The sequence below is a fragment of the Streptomyces sp. 8N616 genome (genome assembly GCF_052246385.1).
GTDB lineage: Bacteria > Actinomycetota > Actinomycetes > Streptomycetales > Streptomycetaceae > Streptomyces.
The window spans coordinates 79,636-99,173 of record NZ_JBQQBY010000016.1 but is presented as its reverse complement, the minus strand read 5'-3'; the positions used below and the strand labels follow the sequence as shown (position 1 = coordinate 99,173).

Sequence of the window (19,538 nt, the reverse complement as noted above, 5' to 3'; positions counted from 1 at the left end):
CCCAGAGGCCCGAGCAGCCACGCTCGGGCCTTTTTCATGCCCTGGTTTCGATCCAGGGGCTCTGCGACCGAGACGTCGCGCCTACCCAGCACTAGTCACAGAGCCCTGGAGAGACCACCAGGCTCGGAGAGGCCATGCCATGCGACCGTCTCTCGCCGCACCCGCCCTCGTCGGCGCCTCCGGAATCGCGACGCTGCTCGGCGGCACCCCTTGGTGGGCGGGGCTCGCCATGCTGTTCGTCACGATCGTCGCCGTTCCGGCCAGCACGGAAATTCGCACGTGGCGGCAGGACCAGTTGAGCCGCGAGCAAGAGAGGGTTCGGCTTGAGTGGCAGCGGAAGGCAGCGCATGAGATTGGGCAGTTGCCGCAGGCATCGGACCGCATTCAGGGCTATCTTCAGCTCCTTGATCGGTGCGGTGACTCCGTACAGCTCAGTGGCTCTGAGCCGCCCCCAGGCTCTGATCCCGGAGTACCACCATGACCCCAGGTCACCGGTGATCTGCCAGCCGTGTGCCAGAGGGCTGCAACACCCGGGGGTGGTCACCCCGGGGTGGTGTTACAGCCGCTCGGAGAGACTCAGACTCGCCGGTGTTCCCCCGCCTCACTGCGGGGTGGACCGGTCAGTGTGGGTGCGGGCGAAGTTCTGCGACTTCAGCTGATGGGCGTCAAGCTCGTCTTCAACTCACGTCTACAGCGGGTCGGTGAGGTGGGCGGGAACGCCGTCATCGAGGGCGTCGTCGACAGGGTCGACGAGGCTGGCACGAAGGAAGCAACGCGGGCACGGGGTACTGGTCATGATCGCTGTTAGCGGCTCAGCTGAGGGAAGAATAATGACAGTTGTTCCCCTATCCCCGGCTGGGCCAGGCCAGAACCTGGAGCGGTCGGCCGCCACGAGGCTTCGTGCCTCAGGAGTTCAGAGAAATGCCCGCCGCAATCACCCGCGACCCGGCAAGATGACAGGCGTGGAGGCTTCTGTCTGGATCAGTGCCGTTTCCGGTCTGGCCGGTACCGCTGTCGGCGGCGGTCTCTCCATCTGGGCGTCGATAGCTGCCCAGCAGCACCAGGCCCGGAGTGCCCGCGCCTTGATGGTCGCTCAGAAGGTAGATGCTGCGGCAGATGCAGCGATCCGAATGTTCTTTCAGATCAAGCAGCACATACGGGGTCGGCCATCAGTAGTCGGGCCGAACCCCCGCGCTCGGATGGAGGCCTGGGACAAGTCCCTTCAGCAGCAGACCGGGAAGCTGGAGCCTACCCTGCTTCGGATTCGCGACCAGGAAGTCCGCCTACGACTAACCGAGATCACGTACTATCTGGCTACGCGAGAGATGTCGGAACCTGACTTCCGTGGCTCTTTCGGTCTCCTGGAAATGCTATGCGACCATGCCCTGGAGTGTCTCGGCGCCTTCATCCGAGATGAACAGCTGCCTCCCGAAGATTCTTGGATGAGCCACGCGCGGCAGGTCGAGGCGATGTACGACGCGTACATGGAGGAGCAGGCACGGGAGTACGAGGAAGGGCACCACTGACCTCACCGTGCCCCCAAGGAGTCCGTCGCTCCAGTCATGCCGTCAGTTCCGCCCGCACAGGAATTCTGCGGAGCCTCAGAAGTGCCCGACACATCGCCGACACACTCTGTGAGTGAAGTGGCCCCCAAGCGGGATCTCCGAGGTCAGAGATACGTAGGGCCCGATCGGTGATTCTCTCCGGAAAGGGCACGCCCGCAGGCAGCGCCGACGACGGGACGAGCGCACCCATCGCTGACCACCCGTACGCCGAGCGTCCCAACCGTCCGACTGTCCGGTTGAGGCTCGCACCTGCACAAACACCCCGGACAGTCGGAAGGCTGTCCGGGGTGTCCGGCCGGAGCGGAACTCAGATATCGCGCACGAGTCGAGGCCTGGGGTACGACCTATTCGCCACGTCGACGTGCGCACATGTTTTGCCCTTGTTCGTAAGGGCTGCGCCGGTCGCCCTCGCCAGGGTAGGGAAGAACTGCCGACCGTCCGGCGATTGGCTCGACGTAACCCACTCGTAGCCCGGCCCATCCCGCAGGGCCCACAGCACGAGACGGCGCCCCAGTCCCTGCCTCTGCCATTCAGGAATCATCGAGATCTTCGCGATCAGACCACATCGGCACTCATGGCAGACGTTCCAGATCAGGATTGCGTGATCAAGGCCGTCTCGATCGCATACCCGTAGAACCCGGGCATCCGCAGACCCGCTGTTGGGGTAGTACAGGAACAACCTCTCTTCTCTCGGGTTGCTCACCTTGATCCACCACCATCTGAACTCGCCTACGCCCTCCGGAATTTGACCCCCATGAGTCCGGTTGGTTAGACCGTACGATGCCCGACTGAAAACGTTGATGCCCTGCCACCAGCCAGAGCTGTGAAACGGCTTCGGCTGGTCGGGTGAGGTCCATATGAGCCATCTGGATGAAGGTGTCGTATGACGAACGCCAGCAGCGCTGGCAGTCCGGTGCCAGGCAGTGGATTGCCGACGAGTGCGGACGACACTGTCGTGTACCAGGCTGTGGCAGCGCGCCGAATGCAGTGGGATGCGTTGCTGTGGCAGGTGCCGGCGTTGAGCCTGACCGCGCAGGCATTCTTGTTCACCATCGCGCTGGGGCCTGAAAGCAGCAGGTACGCGCGCGTCATCGCATCCGCTCTCGCCATCGTGATGAGTGTGTTGTCTCTACACCTGATGGCCCGGCATCGGCAGGCGGAGATCACTGATGCTCACTGGCTCGCGGACTACGAGCGGCGCCGTTTCGGCGATCCGGTCCACGGACCGATGTGGGCGCAGCGCCGGAACCAGACGCCGACGGCCCGTTGGCTGACCCGGTACCGGGGCTTCTCGGTGTGGATGACGGGACTGTCCGCCTTCGGCATAGCGGCGCTGACCACCCTGGCGCTCGCACTGTTCGCACCGGACGTGTTGAGCTAGCGAGCCAAGCTCAGTAGCGGCTACGGTGCACGAGCCGTCCTAGCCACCTGCGACGTTGTCGCACTGGGAGTTCAGGTTCCTCGACGTCCGGCCCAATCTCGACCACTAGATCAGGCAACCCGTCGAGCCACTCACTGTGGACGGTACTGCCATCCGTGAGCCAGGCAGTGAAGTACACGAACTTGGGAGGGATCCTCTCGGGCATGAGCGCACTGGGGGTGACGTTCATGAAATACTTGAGGCCTCCGAACGGTTCTAGCTTCCGGGGATCTTCGAACCTTTCTCCGCTGCTGTACATCAGCTTTCTGCGCCACCACTTACCGTGGACGGACGTCAACTCAATACGTTCCACACCGATAGTCGACGTGCCCCGGTTAGCGAGCCGTAGGCGAAATCGGTAAGCCCGTTGCTGTCGTGGCTTTGGGACTACTGGGCTCATGCCGCGTTGTTCGACAAGGACTTCGACCTTGGGCTTCACTCGCAGGTACGTCCTGACCGCAACCACCATGGTGGTTCCCGTGAACGCGACACTAGCGCTTGATACACCAATGGCCCATTCGGATGCCTTCATGAGCCAAGTCTGGCGGACCAGCAGGCATCTGTCCTCTGCAATCGACCGGCGGTCGGAATGCACAAACAGGCTGTACCACCCGTGGGTGATCTTGCATGTGGTACAGCCATACCCCGGCTCCCCCTCGCGGCACTCGCCAATGGACACTCACCATCGAGGGGAGTGGGCGCCCCGGCACGGCCGGGCAAAGAGCGTAGGAGCCGGAGGCGACTTCCGGTCTGCTCTGCCTCCCCTGCGGCTCTCGCGACACACCTCCGCGTGGCGATCTTGTGGTGTCCGTTACTCGTCGGCATCGATGACCATCAGGACGGCTCCGAGAGGCACCGTGTCGTCCGGTCTGACTCTGAGGTCGCTCACCACGCCCGGGACTGGAGAGCCCAGCTCGAGCGAGATCTTGTCGGTCTCCACGTCCGCCAGCGGCTGACCGTCCGCCACCCGCTCCCCCACGGTCACATGAACACGGGAGACGATCACATGGTCTTGTCCCCACTGGTCTCCCGGCCCCGGCGCCTCCGGAACCACGATGGGTGTCGGCTGCCCCACTGATCACCTCCGGACGAGGCTCCGGTGGCCCCCGCGGCGCGGCAAGGGACACCTGAGAGCCTGTGACCACCGCGGGCGAGGCTAGTACCCGCCCGTCCGCGCACCTAGCGTGACAAGCCCGGTCTCGGTGGCCTCATCCCAACGGCCGCAGCGCCGTCCCCAGGCCCACGCCTGAACCCGACCCTGCGGCCTCGCGACACACTTCCGACACACTCTGTGTCGCCACGCACCCCTGTCCGCTTCCGCCGCAGGTCAGAAGGGGTGCACGGGTGCAATCAGACAATCACTCCGGAGCCGTGTGCGCAGGTTCGAATCCTGCCGGGGGCACTCCACCTGAACTGCCAAAAGACCCCGCGATCAGCCACGACGCTGACGACCGGGTCTTCGTGTGTGTGCAGCCGTATGCAGCCCTGAGCGGCCCCATGTCGAAGTCCGCGGACTATTCGTGGACACGATCTTGGGGCATCTGCCCTGGTCAGCCTCAGGAACGACGAAGGCCCCCGGACGAATCCAGGGGCCTGGAGCATAGCGCGGCTCGCGCGGAGTCACTCGTACTCGCGGAGCAGTTCCTCGATCTTGCGGTTAGCGATCTCCTGTCGCCCGTCGATGCACTTCGCGTAGCGGCTCAGCAGGACCTCAACACTGTTGCCCGCGCGCTCGGCGACCTCAGTTGCATCCACGCCGGAGTTCAGCCAGGTCGACAACGCCGAGTGCCGCAGGTCGTACGGGCGCGCGGCGAGCGGTGAAGCGACCGCAGACGGCGGGAGCGCCAGCGACCGAGCTTCCTGCCACACCCGGTAGTACGTCGACGAGCCGACCACTCCCCCACGCTCGTTAGCGAACAGGCGCCCGTCCTTCGCAGTGCCGAAGGTGTCGAGGTGATCCCGGAGGATCGCAACGAGTTGCGGCGGGATGGGCACAGGGCGGACCTCTTCCACGGGCCGGTTCTTCAGTCCGCGATCATCGTGCGTATCACCGGAATCAGTCCACCGCTTACCCACGCTGGGACGAGTGCGATTCAGCAGAGCCGTTCCCCAGCCCTTTTCCGGCAACTTCAGGTCTGCTTCTGTGAGGCCGACGACTTCGGCTGGCCGGAAGGCCCCGAAGTACATGCAGGCGAAGAGCCCGACGATTCGGCGGCCGCGCGCACGGTCATATCCGCCGGCGTACGAGACGGCAGTCAGCAGAGCGCGAGCCTGCTCGGGGTTGGCAACGACCCGGGGATCTACCTCCTTGACCACCTTCGGTTTCTTCCAGCGAACTGAAGTAATCGGGTTCTCTTTGAACTCGCCGAGATCAACCGCGTAGTGCATCGCGTTGACAAGTGTCCGCCGCTTGCGCCGTACGGTTTCCGCGGCTGCCGCCGTACCGTCGAGTTTGAGTTTCAGCGAGTCGAGAACGGCCCGACCGGTTGCCGCGTCGGCGAGGTCCGAGAGTGGACGCGACGCCTTGGCCACCCAGTGCAGCGTGTTCGCGATCTCTGTCGGCAGCTCGCGGTCATCGGGGCCGGGAAGGACAAAGGCCCAGCTGCGAAGTGCCCTCCTCAGCAGCTCGTCAGCTGGCCGTCCCGGGCGGTCATCGAGGAGTGCCACGGTTACGGCCGCCAACGCCTCGTTGATCCCATCGCGCGTGTTCGGCGCGGCATGTGGCCACTTCATGGCGAGGTACTTGAGGGCGAAGGCATACCACGTCATCGACGGCGCCTTCTCCGTCATGGAGTCGGGCAGTCCGGTCGCCGTGTCAAATTCCTCACCCTCACGAGTGGCACGGAGCAGCTTTGAACGGTGGTTGTCCGCAAGTCCCTTCGTGCGGAATGAGTCGGAAAACACCTTCCCAGCGACGGCCCATCGCACGTCATACGACGGTCTCTTGGTGTTCCTCTTCCGAACACCCCAGACCTTCACGTCGAGTGACTTCATGCTGCCGCCCTTTCGAGGCTGTTCAGCCACGCCGTGAAGTCGCTACGCCACACTCTCAATTCACCGTTGGGCAACTTGAGAGCCTGCGGCGCCTGCCCCAACTCGCGCCAGCGGTAGAAGGTCCGACGTGATATTCCGCCAAGCTCGGCGAGGATTTCCGGCACGGTCATCAGCTCGTCTTTCACGTCAGCTCTCCTTCCTGTCTCGGCTGTCTTGCAGGGCTTCGCGGGCGGTTTCGCGGTTGAGCTGGAGGTCCCGGGCGATGGACGCGGCGAGGGCGAATTCGCCAGGGGTGTGGCCGTGTCCGGCGTACTGCCAGTCGGTGAGGACAAGCACGGTGTCCGGCTCCCGGTCGTCGAAGCCAAGGGCTTCGCGCTCCTGGGCGGCGCGGAAGTCGGCGCGTGCTTGGCGGAGGGCTCCGAGGGTGGTGGAGTAGCGGCGGCTCTTGCTAGAGAAGTGGCCGCGGAAGCCAAGCATGTGCGCCCAGGCCCACAGCCGCCGGTCGGGGTAGAGCTCATCCAGGTCCCGGCATGCGGTGATCAGGCGGCGTGCGTGGTCGGGAACGCCGTGCCGGTCGAGGTCGGCCAGCTCGGCAATACGGCGGTCCAGGGTGCCGGTGTTCTCGGCTGCCTTGGTGGCGTACTTGGCCACGTAGGAGGCGACCGCCTGCTCTGTGATGTCGGAGCCGTCCCCGAACGCCTTGACCGGCCGTACGTCCAGCTGGGCGCCCCAGCGGAAGGACCGGGCAGGCTGATCACCGGCCGCGGGCGCCGTGACCGCGGTGTACGGGTGCCGGGCCGCTGCACGGATTGCGTCAGTGAGCAGGGCGACGGTCGCCCAGGACGGCGGCGGGGAGCCGGGCCCATCCGGTCCATCGATGCGGATCACGGCATGGAAGTGGACAGCACCGCGCTTCTGGAACTCAGCGACCTTGCCGTACGAGACCCGCAGCACCTCAGCCAACGCGCGCTGGGACAGCCCGGCGCGGGCAGCGATCTCACGGCGAAGGCGATTGCTGAAGCGCTGCCACAGTTCCCCAGCATGGTTGTTGAACAGCACCGCGCCCGCGTAGTCGTACGACTCAGGATCGAGCGCCATGCCAAGAGCGGGATCATCCGGGGCGTGCCGGGCGCCGCAGCGGCAAACACCGCGATCGGGACGGTTGTGGACCGGGCCGAAGGACGGCGCGGTGAGGGTAGCGAAGACCCGGGGATGGTCGCGGACGGTGCCGGGGATGTCGCGGCGGTCGTCTCCGGCCAGGCCCGCGCGGATGAGGTGGTAGGTGTCCCCGGCGTAGGTCCATGCGCAGGCGGGGCAGCGGGATGCGCGGCGGTTGCCGCAGGCGATGCGCAGGCGTCCGCCCGCCTCCCCGCTGGTGGTGTAGTGGTGCAGGGTTTCGCCGGTGGTCCTGTCTTTGGTCAGGGTCCAGCCGGTGAGGTGGATGGGGTCGGCGCAGCCGCCGGTGCGGCGGATCTGGTCTTCCCAGCGGTGGAAGGCCGGGGACCCGGCCACCCGCAGCGCGTCGGCGAGGGTGATCGGGTCCAGGCCCGCGAGAGTCGCGGTGTCCGTCACGCGTGGCTCCCGGCGGTCTGGGCGGCGCGGGCGGGGAGGGTGCCGGTGCCGTGGCAGGCGGGGCAGTGGACGGTGATGGTGCGCAGGTGTCCGTGCCTGTCGCGTCCGCCGAGGGTGACGGCGACGGAGGGGAAGCCGTCGCAGTGCGGGCAGGTGCGAGCCGGGGCAGGTGCGCGGTCGGTCATGATGGGTGTTCCTTCCGGATCTGTGGTTCGGATGGGGGCAGGGCTTCCGGGGCGGCGCGATGCTTGGCGGTGTCAGGCCGCCCCGGGGCCGGTCAGCGCTTCCGTGTCTCGGATGCCAGGAGCGAGCGGACGACGAGGGCGCACACCGCTACCGAGGCAGCGGTGATGGCGACCGCGAGCAGCAGCGAGACCAGGACCGTGCCGACGACGAGGACCACGGCCGCGCCACCGCCGACCACGGCGAGGAGGCCGGTCGGGGTCAGGCGCACCGCCTGGCCAGACGGGGCCGGGGCGGGCGGCGGGGTGTGCTGGCAGGCGCAGGCCGGGGCGTGCTGATGCGGCTCGATGGCGGTGGGCTCGACGACGAGCGGGGTGACGATGCCGGTCGGGGTGGGGTTGACCGGGATACGCGGGCGGAACATCGGCGTTCTCCCTTCCGGGGTGGGTTACTTGATGGCGGTGTCGATGGCGGGGGCCAGCAGGCTGTCGGCGAGGAGGTAGCCGCCGAGCAGCAGCACGAGCACGAGCCACAGCGGCGGGCGGATGAGCTTGACGCCGAGCCAGCCGACGACGATCAGGGCGAGCCAGAGCGGAACGTCCACGGTGTTCGGTGTCCTTTCAGTCGTGGATGCGGCAGCGGTGGGTGCGGGCGGCGAGCTGGGCGGCCGACTGGCTGGAGTAGTCGGCGGACCAGCCGCAGCGGTCGTTGGTGCACACGGCGGCGTGCTTGGTGCGGCCGCGCCGGTCGCGGTGAGTGCCGATCTGCACGGGGCCGATCCGCATCACGGAGTGGAAGAAATCGCGGAGAGGCATGGTCGGATCTCCTTGTCTGTCAGGTGAGTTGGGCTGCAATGGGCTCGGCCATCTGGGGCGGGACGCCGAGGCGGGCGCGCAGGGTGTCGGTGTCGATCGGGGTGCCCGTGCGGGTGCGGTATTCGTCGGCGACCTTGCGGGCGTGGGCCACCAGCGCGGCCGGGACGGCAGGGGCCGGATCGGGTGCGGGCAGGGCCGGGGCCGGGTCGGGTGCGCTCACCGCTTCCGGCTCCGGGTCGGTGTCGGTGTCCGGGGCGGGGGTGGCGGGCGCCGGCGGGACGGGTGCAGCCGAGGAACCGGCCGGGCCATGGGCGAGGAGGGTGCCGCCGAGGAAAGCGAGCGCGGGCCAACCGGCGACGCCGAACCGCAGCCAGGCAGGCGGGTGTTGAAGGTCGAGGAATCCGGCGGTAGCAACGTTGGCGCCGAGCGAGGCCACGAGGGCGATCAGGAACCAGCACCAGGCCAGCCGGGACGGACCATCGCCACGGAGCCGCCGCCACGCAGCCACCAGCAGCAGGTCAACGCTGATCGGATAAGCCCACGCCTTCCAACCGGACTGTCCGGCTGCTTCGGCGAGGTCATGCAGGTGCGCGAAGGACAACGCTCCGGCAATCACGGCCTGCACGAGCACGGCGTCGAGGCGGATCGAGCGGGTCATGGGTTGCCACCTCCATCTCGGGGATTGGGCCGGGCCGGGCGGGGCGCAAGGGCCAGCCGCCCGGCACCGGGCGTCGGGGGTATCAGGCGGCTTCGGGGCGGCCGTTGGCGGCGGCGATGGCGTGCAGGACTCGGTCGAGGTTGGCTGTGTCCAAGCCGGAGACGGCGTCGCCGAGCGGGATACGGGCGGCGGTGTCGGCGAGGGATGCGGCGATGGCGAGGATGCGCAGCTCCCCGCTGGATGCGGCCAGTTCCTTCGCGGCCAGAGCCTCAACGACCTTGAGCCAGTCGACGCCGTACGGCTCCGGAGAGGGGCCGGAGTAGTCGATCAGCAGCAGGCTGGGGCGTTCGGCCAGACGCTTGATCCACAGGCCGTGGCTGATGAGCAGGCCGATCGCGGCACTGTAGGCCGGGGAACCGTCCGCCGTCGCCTGAAGCGTTGCGGCCAGCTCGGCGGCGTCGAAGGTCACGGAGTAGCCGTCGGTCTCCTGCCAGGGACAGTCGCGTTCGTCGTGGTCGACGCCGGTCTCGGCGCCGTCGACGTCGCCGCAGTACGCGCAGAACATCAGAGGGTCCTTCCGGTTTCGGGCATGGGTCGGGTAGGGACGTCGCGCGAAGCAGTCGCGCCGACCGTTTGTGCGGGGTGGGTCAGGCCGCGGCCGGGGTAACCTCGACGGCTGGGCCCGGGGCCGACTCAACGTGCGGCAGCGCAGGCCGGAACGGGGCCAGTTCAGGCAGGGCCGGGGTGCGGTGAGCGTGCTGGTTGCAGGCGTTGACGGCCTGCCGGAGCGAGGTGTGCGGGGTGCGGATGCGGGCCCAGCCGCCGGAGGAGTCCCCGGCAACCGCGAGGCCGGGCTTGTCGGTGGGGATCTGGATCGCGGCGAGCACGGCGTCCGGGGCGATGTCGCCGAAGGCCATGTTCGCGCTCGACTCGTCATTGACGCGGTGCGCGGTCCGGCCGGTGAGCTGGGCCCGGAGCATGGTGATGCCCTTGCCCAGTTCGGAGCCGAAACGTTGCCCGCAGACCTCCAGATAGATTCCGGCAGCGCGGCCCAGCTGGGCCAGCCGTGCCAGGGCGGTGATGATCCGGTCCCGCCGCTTCTCCTCTTCCTTCGTGGCGTACAGGGCGAGTTCGGCCACCTCATCGACCAGCAGTACGACCGGGGTCGGCCGCAGGTGCTCGGGCAGGTCCCAGATGTCAGCGGCGATCTCGGCGTCCGGCAAGTCCGCGCTGATGCGCTGCTCACGCCGGATGAGCTGGTACACCTCCTCCATCCGGGACACCAGCGCGTCGAGCAGCTCGGCGGCGGTGTCGGGGTTGTCGGCCAGGGCGGAGAACCGGCGGGCCAGCGGGAAGAGCTCGACGCCCTTCTTACAGTCGATGCCGACCAAGGCGACGTCCTGCGGGGCGAGTTCGGCGACCAGGTTGCGCTGGTACACGGACTTGCCCGACTTAGTCGCCCCCAGGGTCAGGGCGTGCGGGGTCTCGCGGTAGTCCCGGAAGTGCACGGCGCCGTCCTCGCGTAGCGCGACCGGGACCCGCATCGGCGCGCGCTCGACCTTGCTGGGCATCTGCACCCGCTTGAGCACGTCGTAGCCGGTCATCCGCACCTCGACCACGCCGGAGCGCAGTTCGCGCGAGGTGACGCCGTACATCGCGAAGGAGTGACGCAGCCGGTCAGTCGCCGCGGCGACATCGAACGCGTCCTGACCGGGCCGGAGTTTGAGGCGCAGGACCAGGCCAGTCCGGGTCGGCCGCAGACGCAGGATGCGCGGCGGGCGTGACTCCGGAGCCGGACGGTTGGTCATCCGCGCCAGCGCCAGGCGCCACCGCGAGGGCGGCACGGTCAGCCCGCACGCCTCCATGACCGAGGTGTACCGGACCGTGACCCGCAGCGCGGCGAAGAGAGCCCCGAAGGCCAGCCAGTGCCAGGCGGGGCGCCGCCACCGCAGGAGACCCGCGGTGACAGCGACCAGCAGCAGTGCGACCGTTAAGGCGGTCATGGTCAGGCCGCCTTCGGCTTCGAGCCATCGGCGGCGAGCGAGGTGACGGCGACCGCGCGGAAGCTGATGCCATGCCGCTTAGCGCCGTTGAACTCGTTTTCCCACGGCCGGGCGATCAGGCCGGTCAGCGCGACCGGCGTGCCCATCGCCAGCTCACCGGAGAAACCCGACTCCGGCACCGTCACGGTGATGACCTCGGCCGTGCCGTTCGCGGCGAACATCACGTCCACCGTCATCAACAGCTCACCGGTCTCCCGGTCCGCAGCCTGCTCTTTGGTCTGCCGGTTGGCGATCTTCTTCTGAGGGGGCTGGGCCACCATCAATATGGCGGCGGACGTGTCCACGGGGATCTGACGCATAATCGAACTCCCTTGTCTGAGGGGCGGGAGCGGCGACTTGCTTGGCGGTAGGGCGCCGCTCCCTTGCGTTTGTCGGATGCGCGGCAGCGCAGCTGCCACGTTCTACTGTGATGCAGCACGTTCTAGATCGCAAGAGGGTTTCGTGTATCACCTCGATCTGCGTCGCACTAGTCGGTAGCCTCGATGTATGAGCGTCACTGCCGATGACCCGAGACCGCCCAAGGTCCAAGTAGCCGCGATCCTGCGTGACGAGATCACATCGGGCAGCATCGCGCCGGGCCAGCGGCTGGACTCGGTTCGGGCACTGGCTGAGCGCTTCAACATCGCGTCTCAGACGGTGACGAACGCTCTCAAGATCCTTATTGACGAAGGGCTCATCCGGTCGGTGCCCAATCGTGGGTACTACGTCCAGACGGCAACCGATGAGCCGCAGGGACCGCCCGAGTATCGAGCGATCGTGAAGCGGCTCGACGAGGTCAGCGAGGCCGTCCGTCTGCTCACGGATCGGGTAGCCGAACTGGAGGGGACGGTTCGGCATGGCCGGAAGTAACGAGCGCTCTTACGGCGTCGATTCGCCCGGCCAGCTCACGGATGTCGCGGGACAACGTCGCGAGCCGAGCCGCCAGTTCGCTCAGCGCCTCCGTGCTGAGTGCCCTGGTCTCCTGCTCCGGGGGTGTGTTCTCCATGCCTTCGAGTCAACAGCCAACGCGGGCGCACCGCCATGAACGCGCAGTGCAGCAACAGTGCGCCCGTAAGGCACTTGCCATGCACATCAGCCACCAGCTTGCGGCGGGGGTCCATCGGTGGACGTGATCGAGGTCTGGAACGGGCAGTACGCGTGCACGCTGCAAGCCGCTTTGCGGATGACCAACGAAGCGTTCGCCACTCACCTCGGCATCGGCATACGCACAGTCGCTGCCTGGCACGCCGATCCCACGATCATCCCGCGAGCTGAGATCCAACAGCTACTCGATTCCGTCTACGAGAAGGCTTCCCCAGCCGTGCGGCAGCGGTTTCAACTTCTCGTTGCGAGCAGCAGCACCGCTGACGACACCGCGCCGACCACGGTCAGCACGCCAGAAGCGCAGGCCCTACGCGTCGCGATTGCCGTGGTGATCCGAACCGAGGACGTGCTGATGGTCTGCCGTCGATCAGACGACGCGACCGGGATCACCTGGCAATTCCCCGCCGGCGTCGTGAAGCCGGGCGCGCGCCCCGAGGTCGCCACCGTACGGGAGACACTCGCGGAAACCGGCGTTCACATCGCCGTCCGACAGCACCTCGGCAGCCGCCTCCACCCTGTCACCGGCGTGATGTGCGAGTACTTCCTCTGCGAGTACTTGGCCGGAGACGCCCACAACAGCGACGTGTTGGAGAACGTGGACGTCATGTGGACGCCCCGAAACTCAGTTACGCGATTCATCCCCGCCGATAGAATCTTCCCGCCGATCTTGGCCGTTCTGGAGGAGCAGACATGACGCAGACGACCGACGAACAGCCCGGCATCTCAGCCGCGATCGTGGTCAACGAGGGACGCGTCCTGATGGTCCGGCGGCGGATGAAGGAAGGCGAACTGTCCTGGCAGTTCCCGGCAGGTGCGATCGAAGCCGGCGAGACCGCCGAGCAAGCCGCCGTGCGCGAGACGCTCGAAGAGACCGGCCTCACCGTGAGCGCAGTCAAGCTGCTGGGCGAGCGCGTCCACCCGAAGACTCAGCGGCTCATGTCCTACACGGCCTGCGATGTCGTGTCCGGCACGGCCCATGTCGCCGACGAGGAAGAGCTTGCCGAACTTGCGTGGGTCACCCACGCCGAGATCCCCGAATACGTGCCGTACGGGCTCTTCGAGCCGGTACAGGACTACCTCGACGGCGCACTGAGCAAGTAGCCGATCAGGCGTCCAGCCAGTTCCGACGATCGCGAGCCACGGCGTAGACCGCTTCAATCTGCGCCGGGCTCAGCACACCGCCGAGCGCTCCCAGGGCCGCAACCTCACGTTCCCGGGGAACTACCCGCACATCGTGCAGCGAGCGCACCACGTCCACCTTCGCCGCGGCGACGAACACCAACACCGGATGGACTTGGATCGCGAAGCCGCAACCGCGTTTCAAGACGCGAGCTGCTCGCTCCGCCTCGTGACGACTCTTCCGGACGTACGGCTGCGGGGTCCCGCGATTGACCGTCGCTGAGTCGTCTCCCACCCAAATCCGCTTCTTGCGGTGCCGCTTGGTGTTGATGGTGAACACGCCCCCGGGGCCGATCAGCAGGTGATCGATGTCCACATCTCGAGGCAGCGGTATCGAGTGCAGCACACGCCAGCCACCCGAGGTCAACCGTTCCAGTTCAGCGCCTACGATCCGTTCGCCGACCAGGCCAGCCCGCCACGAGTCGGCTTCAGTCTTCCGACGTAGCAAGCGAGACGCCAGCCGCTCGAACCAACCCGGTGAGAGCTGAGCGACCCGAGGGCGCAGTGACTCTCCAGGACGGTTCAGCGCCAGATCATGCTGAGGTGAAATCACCGGGGTCTGAGGCGTTGCTGCCGACGCCAGACTCCCATCCAGCGCGGGACGGGCGTTGGAGAGGTACGGAGCAAGCGCGTCCAAGGCAGCATCACGGTACTGCTCAACGAGGACGCTGATCCGTCCAGTCTTGCGATCGACCCACGCGACGCTCTCACCGCTGGCTAAGTTCACGTACAGCCGATCTTGCCCATACCGCTTCCACGATTGGACCTTGAGGCCAGTCACCTGCCACCCCCGGAGATTCCCGCTACCGCCACGGCTATGGGAGCAGCGGGGGAGGAGCCCGCACAAGAACGCGATCAGCCGTTCCGGAGCGCGGTAAGACCTTCTCTACCTCATCAAGGCCCGCGCACGGCGCGGGCGCGCGCCGCCTCTGCGGCGCGGCCTGCCTCCTGTCTCCGCCCCGGCCGGCCGCGCCCGGCGGCGCGCTGCGTGCATGCGGGCAGAAGCGAGAAGTCACCTGCGGGCACAGACATGCCTCCGGCGGGGCACTCAGGCTCCGGGATGGCGATCTTGTCCGCGAGTGCCGGCCGATTCGTGGCTGAGGAGGGGCTGCCATCCCGCCTGCCGACGCCCCAGGCAAAGCCGAGCAGCCATGCTCCCTGGTGTCCAGGTCGTTCGTACAGTGGCGCGCTCCACCTGGACACCAGGGAGCAAGCCCGCTCCACTGCGTGTGGGACGACGGCAGACGGGATGGCAGCCAGGGACCGTCGTGGTTCCTCCGGAGGCCAAGCATGAGTAATCCCCTGGACCCAGACCAGACAGGACACCGGCCAAAACGCTCCACCACCCGCGTGCGCACTTGCCCCGAGCGGAAGGGCACTGCGCCGGGGAATGCTGACCGCGCTAGCTGGCCCGTCATACCAGTCCGGTTCAGCATGGAATAAGAGAGTCGATTTGGGAGGTCACTATGACGAACGGTTCAGAGCAGAAGCCCGAAAACGAGGTCGTCGTGGGGGCCGAAGACCGGGTCGTGGTTGTGGGAGCCGAAGACCGGGTCGTCGTCGTGGGGGCCGAAGACCGGGTGGTGGTCGTGGGGGCCGAAGACCGGGTGGTGGTCGTGAAGCCAGAGAACAGGGTGGTGGTCGTGGCGCCAGAGAGCAGGGTGGTGATCGCGGAGCCAGATCACTAGAACGCCACCCTGGGAGCAGGAGTTCATCTGGACATGTCACACCTCACATACCTCGGGCCGTCCCTGGGCCGTGCGAGGTTGGCCAACGTTGACACAGGACGAACAGGGGTGCCGGTCCCCTCACCGCTCTGACCAGGCCCGCGCAAGTTGATCTGCGACACTGGACGAACCATGCCTGCACCCGGAGAACTCCCCTCCGATAGCCGGGAGTTATCGCTTCACGGTGAGGCTGGCTGCCGCCAGGAGTCTTCAGCTGCCGTCGGCAGGATCCCCCCAGTGCCAAGGGACAGCTGGCGGACGCCACACGTCGGATTCGCTCCGGTCGAGGACGGGAGGGATCAGAGGACTGGGCAACGACGATCCGTCGATGACGGCTTCGAGCGAGAGCTGAACATAGCGCAGGTAGTTCCGGACGTCTCGTATCGCCCGGTCTCGATGTCGGCCATCTACGCCACGCCAACCAACGTCATAGGCGAGCTTCACCAACGTCCGATAGCGCTCACGAACCTCTCTGTCCCCGATCGAGAAGAGTTCCGTATGCATTCCGCGCCGGATCGACTCCATGGCCGAGGCGCACTGCTGTCGTGCCTGCTCGCTCAGCCTGGGGCTCTCTGAGCGAACGTCCGGCAGAGACGGTAACCAGGCGTAGAAGTCGGCCAATCGCTCAAGCAGCAGCCTCGCAGCCTCAGCCGACCGTTCGCGTTCCCTCTCGGCACGAGCCAGTCGAGCATCGGCGGCCTGTTGGGCGGCAGCTAGTTCGCCCTGCGACAGGATCGTCCTGGCAGTCTGCCAGCGGGCTACCAAGGCTGTGATCGTGCCACCCGCGAGAGTCCCTAACAGGGAACTGGCAGCTTGGCTTGCAAGATCGGTCCACCCGCTCACCGGGACATCCTTGACGAGCGGGCGGGTTTGCTACAAGAGGCGGGGCTACGTGGGGCCTGGGTCAGCAACAGGGCAGCCTTGGGACCTCGCAAATTCCGGGACGGTGGCTGGCCAGTTCAGCCGGCCGCCCTGCTGATTCGTCAGGCGCCATGGGTGACATCCATGGCTGACATCAACGACTGCAGACGCGAGCAGACGCCGACGCCTGCTGGTGGAGCAGGCGCTGCATCGCACCCGTGGCTGTCCGGGGGTGCAACCAGCACCGGGCCGAACTCCTAAGGCCCTGCTCACTGGCCGTGCCCCTGGCGTGCCCGATCGGTCAGGAAACCACGGGGAACAGCGGTCGGTCATGGGAGATGAGAACGTGAGCGGCCCCCGACCATTCGTCCTGGACAGGGGCCGTTCACCTGCGGAGGGTGTGGGATTTGAACCCACGGTGGTGTCGCCACCACGACGGTTTTCAAGATCGCTCGCGGGCTTGACTCGCCCATTGAGACTCCGCCGACCTCGTCATCTACTGAGGCAGCGCTCTGCACGCCTCCACCGCCGTTGCACGCACCACAGCGCGCCGGGCATCAGTATCGGCACACCTCTCGGACCACAGGGCCACAGGTTGTAGCCTTGCCCGGGTTACGAGTTGACGATCAATCAGCCCGGGGGGGCGCGAACGGTGAAGTACGAGCTTTTCGACTACCAGGAGGAGGCGAAGGCTGCCACCTTACGGGCGCTCGCGGGCATGGCGCGGGCATACTCAGACGACCCTGAGGAGAGAGGCGCCTTCGTACTGGCGGCGCCCACTGGTGCCGGCAAGACCGTCATAGCGACTGCAGTGATCGAGGCAGCGCTGGACGGAGACGAGACGACACCTGGTATCGAGGGATCAACTTTTCTATGGGTGACGGACGATCCGTCCCTCAATCGGCAGACACTGCAAAAAATGGTGGCTGCCTCGTCCGGCCTTGCACCCAACCGACTTATCACCATTGAAAGTGACTTCGATCAGGAAGTTCTGGATCCCGGTCGCGTCTACTTTTTAAACATTCAAAAGCTCGGCTCTAGCACCACGCTGTCGAAATCTAACATCGACGGCCGAAGGTACTCATTCTGGGAGACGATTGCGAACACCGTACGGAAGCGGCCACACGGATTCGTAGTCGTTGTAGACGAGGCCCACAGAGGCCTGAGCACGGCACGCGATAACCGAAATACGATTGTATCGAGGATTATCGGCGGCGGCACCAATGGCACGTCAGTCAATCCTGAGGTGCCCGCAGTCTGGGGAATCTCCGCAGTTCCACGTCGGTTCCGCGAAGAAATGGCTCAGCGCGGCCGCATTATACGCTCGCACTCTGTGGCAGTCGAAGATGTTCGAGCCTCTGGCCTCCTGAAAGACCAAGTAGTGCTCGGCCACACCAAAGGTATCGAGGCAGCAGAGTCGACTTTGCTGCGTCGGGCAGTCGACAAGATTCGAGAGTACGAAGCTCGATGGTCGGGCTACTGCAAGACAACGGGTGAGGCCCGGGTCGATCCCATTCTCGTAGTTCAAATTGAGGACAAGCCATCCGCCAAGGACCTTGCCGAAGTCGTTGGGACAGTGCTTGAGGAGTGGCCTGGCATCAGCGCGGCGAACATCGCACACACCTTTGCCTCCCATTCGTTAGAAAAGGTTGGCATCCATCACATCGCATACTGCCCGCCAGAGGATATCGAGGGTAGGCAGGACATACGCGTTGTTCTCTGCAAGACGGCCATTACGACGGGTTGGGACTGCCCGCGGGCTGAAGTTTTAGTTTCAATGCGCGTCGCCAAAGACGTCGACCTCATCACACAAATCATGGGCCGCATGGTCCGAACACCGCTCGCCCGACGAGTACTGACCGACGAATCTCTCAACACGGTCTACTGCATTCTTCCCAAGTTCGATAAGAAAGCAGTCGATCAAATCGCCCAGAAGTTCGAGGAGGGCAGCGAAGGGTCCCTGGCGAGTGGTACCACTGTCATCACCAGCCCGGTTGAGCTCGCCCGTAATCCACTGCTGGGAGGGAACACTCCTCGCCAAACGTTCCGCACGGCCCCATCTGAGGCCACCGGCCAGGATGGAGACGATGCTCGCCAGCCCGATACCAACTTCTGGTTCGATCAGGACCAGACCGACCGTCAGCCAAACGTCCCAGGAACTCGTGCCTCTTCCAGCTCCGCGAATCCTCTTTCGGTAACGCCTTCGAGGAAAACGACGAGCCACGTAACGCCGGATCTCTTTGAAGAGCCAGAAGTAACGCAGAACGTCGCTCCTCAAGGCAGTGACGACGTTTTCAGGCTCTTGGAATCTTTGCCCTCATACACCATACCCAGGCGAATTCGCCGCTCCGGAATCTTCAGACTCGCATCACTCTCGGTACTCCTCGCCGAAAAGCACGGTGGGAGGGCGATAGAGCCGAGCGCCACTCGACAGGCGAAGAACGAACTGTTGGCCGTCATCGAAACTTTCCGCGCTAATCTCGAAGCGCGTGGAGAACTCGAATCTCGAATCGGGCTCGTCACCAACACACAGTTCTTCGAGCGTACTGTCTCGTTTGGTACTCCTACTGTTAACCCCCATGAGAGCCAGACACTTATTGAACTGGATAACCGTGGCATTCACATGCTGATGGAGAAGGCTAAGCGCCTTCTGCCTGAAGGGCTGGCCATGGAGTACGTAGGAAGGCTCGCGGACGCAGACGAAGATGTAACTGAGGCGATGATCACTACGATCGCGCTGGCTCAAGATCCCGAGCTTCCTCGCTTGGTCGAGGAACGAGCATCACAGATCGTAGCGACTTGGCTGCAGAAACACAGCTCTGCCATTACGCGACTCAGCCCTGCGGACCAAGAAAAATTCGACCGAATTCGCCGCGAGTCCGACCGACCCCTTCCTACGACCTTCAGTCTGCCTAACATGCGCACTGAGGACGCAGAAGGGAAAGAGTGGGAACGGCACGTCCTCTCTGACTCGTCCGGAATCTTCCGAGCTACGTTCGCAGAATGGGAAGAGCACGTACTGCGCGAGGAGTTGTCACATGGTGCTGTGGCCTGGTATCGAAATCCGGTCGGCGGCCGGCATTCGCTACAGATACCGTATGTGGCAGTGGAGGGAATAAAAGGCCTGTCGCCGGATTTCATATTTGTTCACCGTGTTCGGGGAGAACTGCGCGCCTCACTCATTGATCCGCATGGCACGCATCTAGCCGACGCCGTGCCGAAGCTGCAGGGATTGGCCGAATATGCGGAGACGCACAAGGACGACTTCCAGCGGATTCAATCCGTCGCGAAGGTTGATGGCAGCTACCTGATGATCAACCATCAGGACGCTGCGACACGTAACGCCGTGAAGGCCTACTCCGGCACAGATGCAGCTGAAATCTTCCGTATCCACGGTAGCGACTACTAAGGCCCGCGA

At 65.5% G+C, this 19,538-nt stretch carries 21 protein-coding genes and 1 tRNA gene; 6 read left to right on the top strand and 16 right to left on the bottom strand.

The genetic code is table 11. The features are described 5' to 3' along the window. Window positions 1-962: 962 nt before the first annotated feature. Window positions 963-1,526, top strand: a complete 564-nt coding sequence (locus tag ACTWQC_RS16805) for a hypothetical protein (RefSeq protein WP_443316494.1) — start codon at window positions 963-965, stop codon at window positions 1,524-1,526. A gap of 922 nt (window positions 1,527-2,448) precedes the next feature. Then, window positions 2,449-2,946 (top strand): hypothetical protein, encoded by a 498-nt coding sequence (locus tag ACTWQC_RS16800; RefSeq protein ID WP_443316493.1) that lies wholly within the window; start codon window positions 2,449-2,451, stop codon window positions 2,944-2,946. Window positions 2,947-2,956: 10 nt separating this feature from the next. On the opposite strand, the gene ACTWQC_RS16795 is transcribed toward ACTWQC_RS16800, so the two are convergent. From ACTWQC_RS16795 to ACTWQC_RS16735, 13 genes are all read right to left on the bottom strand, one after another. Beyond that, the gene (locus ACTWQC_RS16795) at window positions 2,957-3,298 is read right to left on the bottom strand and encodes a hypothetical protein (RefSeq protein ID WP_443316492.1); all 342 of its coding nucleotides are present in this window, start codon (window positions 3,296-3,298) and stop codon (window positions 2,957-2,959) included. Window positions 3,299-3,796: 498 nt separating this feature from the next. Beyond that, the gene (locus ACTWQC_RS16790) at window positions 3,797-4,060 is read right to left on the bottom strand and encodes a biotin/lipoyl-containing protein (RefSeq protein ID WP_443316491.1); all 264 of its coding nucleotides are present in this window, start codon (window positions 4,058-4,060) and stop codon (window positions 3,797-3,799) included. A 545-nt stretch (window positions 4,061-4,605) separates the two neighbouring features. After that, window positions 4,606-5,979: a tyrosine-type recombinase/integrase gene (locus ACTWQC_RS16785; protein ID WP_443316490.1), complete on the bottom strand. Its 1,374-nt coding sequence runs from the start codon at window positions 5,977-5,979 to the stop codon at window positions 4,606-4,608. Then, the gene (locus ACTWQC_RS16780) at window positions 5,976-6,149 is read right to left on the bottom strand and encodes a helix-turn-helix transcriptional regulator (RefSeq protein ID WP_443316578.1); all 174 of its coding nucleotides are present in this window, start codon (window positions 6,147-6,149) and stop codon (window positions 5,976-5,978) included. The genes ACTWQC_RS16785 and ACTWQC_RS16780 overlap by 4 nt, the downstream gene beginning before the upstream one ends. A gap of 16 nt (window positions 6,150-6,165) precedes the next feature. Next, entirely contained in the window at window positions 6,166-7,551 is a 1,386-nt protein-coding gene (gene repSA, locus ACTWQC_RS16775) for a replication initiator protein RepSA (protein WP_443316489.1), read from the bottom strand. Then, the gene (locus ACTWQC_RS16770; RefSeq protein WP_443316488.1) at window positions 7,548-7,736 is read right to left on the bottom strand and encodes a hypothetical protein; all 189 of its coding nucleotides are present in this window, start codon (window positions 7,734-7,736) and stop codon (window positions 7,548-7,550) included. The genes repSA and ACTWQC_RS16770 overlap by 4 nt, the downstream gene beginning before the upstream one ends. 92 nt (window positions 7,737-7,828) lie before the next feature. After that, window positions 7,829-8,158, bottom strand: coding sequence for a SpdD-like protein (locus ACTWQC_RS16765; protein WP_443316487.1), 330 nt, complete (start codon window positions 8,156-8,158; stop codon window positions 7,829-7,831). Window positions 8,159-8,182: 24 nt separating this feature from the next. Continuing rightward, on the bottom strand, window positions 8,183-8,338 hold the full coding sequence (locus ACTWQC_RS16760) for a hypothetical protein (protein WP_443316486.1): 156 nt from the start codon (window positions 8,336-8,338) through the stop codon (window positions 8,183-8,185). A gap of 16 nt (window positions 8,339-8,354) precedes the next feature. After that, window positions 8,355-8,549 carry a mobile element transfer protein gene (locus tag ACTWQC_RS16755; protein ID WP_443316485.1) on the bottom strand — a complete coding sequence of 65 codons (195 nt, stop codon included), beginning with the start codon at window positions 8,547-8,549 and terminating at the stop codon, window positions 8,355-8,357. A 19-nt stretch (window positions 8,550-8,568) separates the two neighbouring features. After that, complete coding sequence (locus ACTWQC_RS16750) at window positions 8,569-9,207, bottom strand: DUF2637 domain-containing protein (protein WP_443316484.1); 639 nt, start codon at window positions 9,205-9,207, stop codon at window positions 8,569-8,571. 82 nt (window positions 9,208-9,289) lie between these two features. Next, window positions 9,290-9,772 (bottom strand): hypothetical protein, encoded by a 483-nt coding sequence (locus tag ACTWQC_RS16745; protein ID WP_443316483.1) that lies wholly within the window; start codon window positions 9,770-9,772, stop codon window positions 9,290-9,292. Window positions 9,773-9,854: 82 nt separating this feature from the next. Further along, window positions 9,855-11,210 carry an FtsK/SpoIIIE domain-containing protein gene (locus tag ACTWQC_RS16740; RefSeq protein ID WP_443316482.1) on the bottom strand — a complete coding sequence of 452 codons (1,356 nt, stop codon included), beginning with the start codon at window positions 11,208-11,210 and terminating at the stop codon, window positions 9,855-9,857. A gap of 2 nt (window positions 11,211-11,212) precedes the next feature. Further along, on the bottom strand, window positions 11,213-11,569 hold the full coding sequence (locus tag ACTWQC_RS16735; RefSeq protein WP_443316481.1) for an SCO3933 family regulatory protein: 357 nt from the start codon (window positions 11,567-11,569) through the stop codon (window positions 11,213-11,215). A 187-nt stretch (window positions 11,570-11,756) separates the two neighbouring features. Between ACTWQC_RS16735 and ACTWQC_RS16730 the strand changes: the two genes are divergently transcribed. The 3 genes from ACTWQC_RS16730 (at window position 11,757) to ACTWQC_RS16720 (ending at window position 13,454) form a co-directional block, all read left to right on the top strand. Then, window positions 11,757-12,119, top strand: coding sequence for a GntR family transcriptional regulator (locus ACTWQC_RS16730; RefSeq protein WP_443316480.1), 363 nt, complete (start codon window positions 11,757-11,759; stop codon window positions 12,117-12,119). 253 nt (window positions 12,120-12,372) lie between these two features. Further along, a complete protein-coding gene (locus tag ACTWQC_RS16725; protein ID WP_443316479.1) occupies window positions 12,373-13,047 on the top strand; it encodes an NUDIX hydrolase in 675 nt (224 codons plus the stop codon). Continuing rightward, entirely contained in the window at window positions 13,044-13,454 is a 411-nt protein-coding gene (locus tag ACTWQC_RS16720; RefSeq protein ID WP_443316478.1) for an NUDIX hydrolase, read from the top strand. The genes ACTWQC_RS16725 and ACTWQC_RS16720 overlap by 4 nt, the downstream gene beginning before the upstream one ends. Window positions 13,455-13,458: 4 nt before the next feature. On the opposite strand, the gene ACTWQC_RS16715 is transcribed toward ACTWQC_RS16720, so the two are convergent. The 3 genes from ACTWQC_RS16715 to ACTWQC_RS16705 form a co-directional block, all read right to left on the bottom strand. Next, on the bottom strand, window positions 13,459-14,259 hold the full coding sequence (locus ACTWQC_RS16715) for a nuclease-related domain-containing protein (RefSeq protein WP_443316477.1): 801 nt from the start codon (window positions 14,257-14,259) through the stop codon (window positions 13,459-13,461). Window positions 14,260-15,010: 751 nt separating this feature from the next. Further along, entirely contained in the window at window positions 15,011-15,247 is a 237-nt protein-coding gene (locus ACTWQC_RS16710) for a hypothetical protein (protein WP_443316476.1), read from the bottom strand. 1,263 nt (window positions 15,248-16,510) lie between these two features. After that, a tRNA-Ser gene (locus tag ACTWQC_RS16705) sits at window positions 16,511-16,604 on the bottom strand. A 168-nt stretch (window positions 16,605-16,772) separates the two neighbouring features. Between ACTWQC_RS16705 and ACTWQC_RS16700 the strand changes: the two genes are divergently transcribed. After that, window positions 16,773-19,529 carry a DEAD/DEAH box helicase gene (locus tag ACTWQC_RS16700; RefSeq protein ID WP_443316475.1) on the top strand — a complete coding sequence of 919 codons (2,757 nt, stop codon included), beginning with the start codon at window positions 16,773-16,775 and terminating at the stop codon, window positions 19,527-19,529. Window positions 19,530-19,538 lie beyond the last annotated feature (9 nt).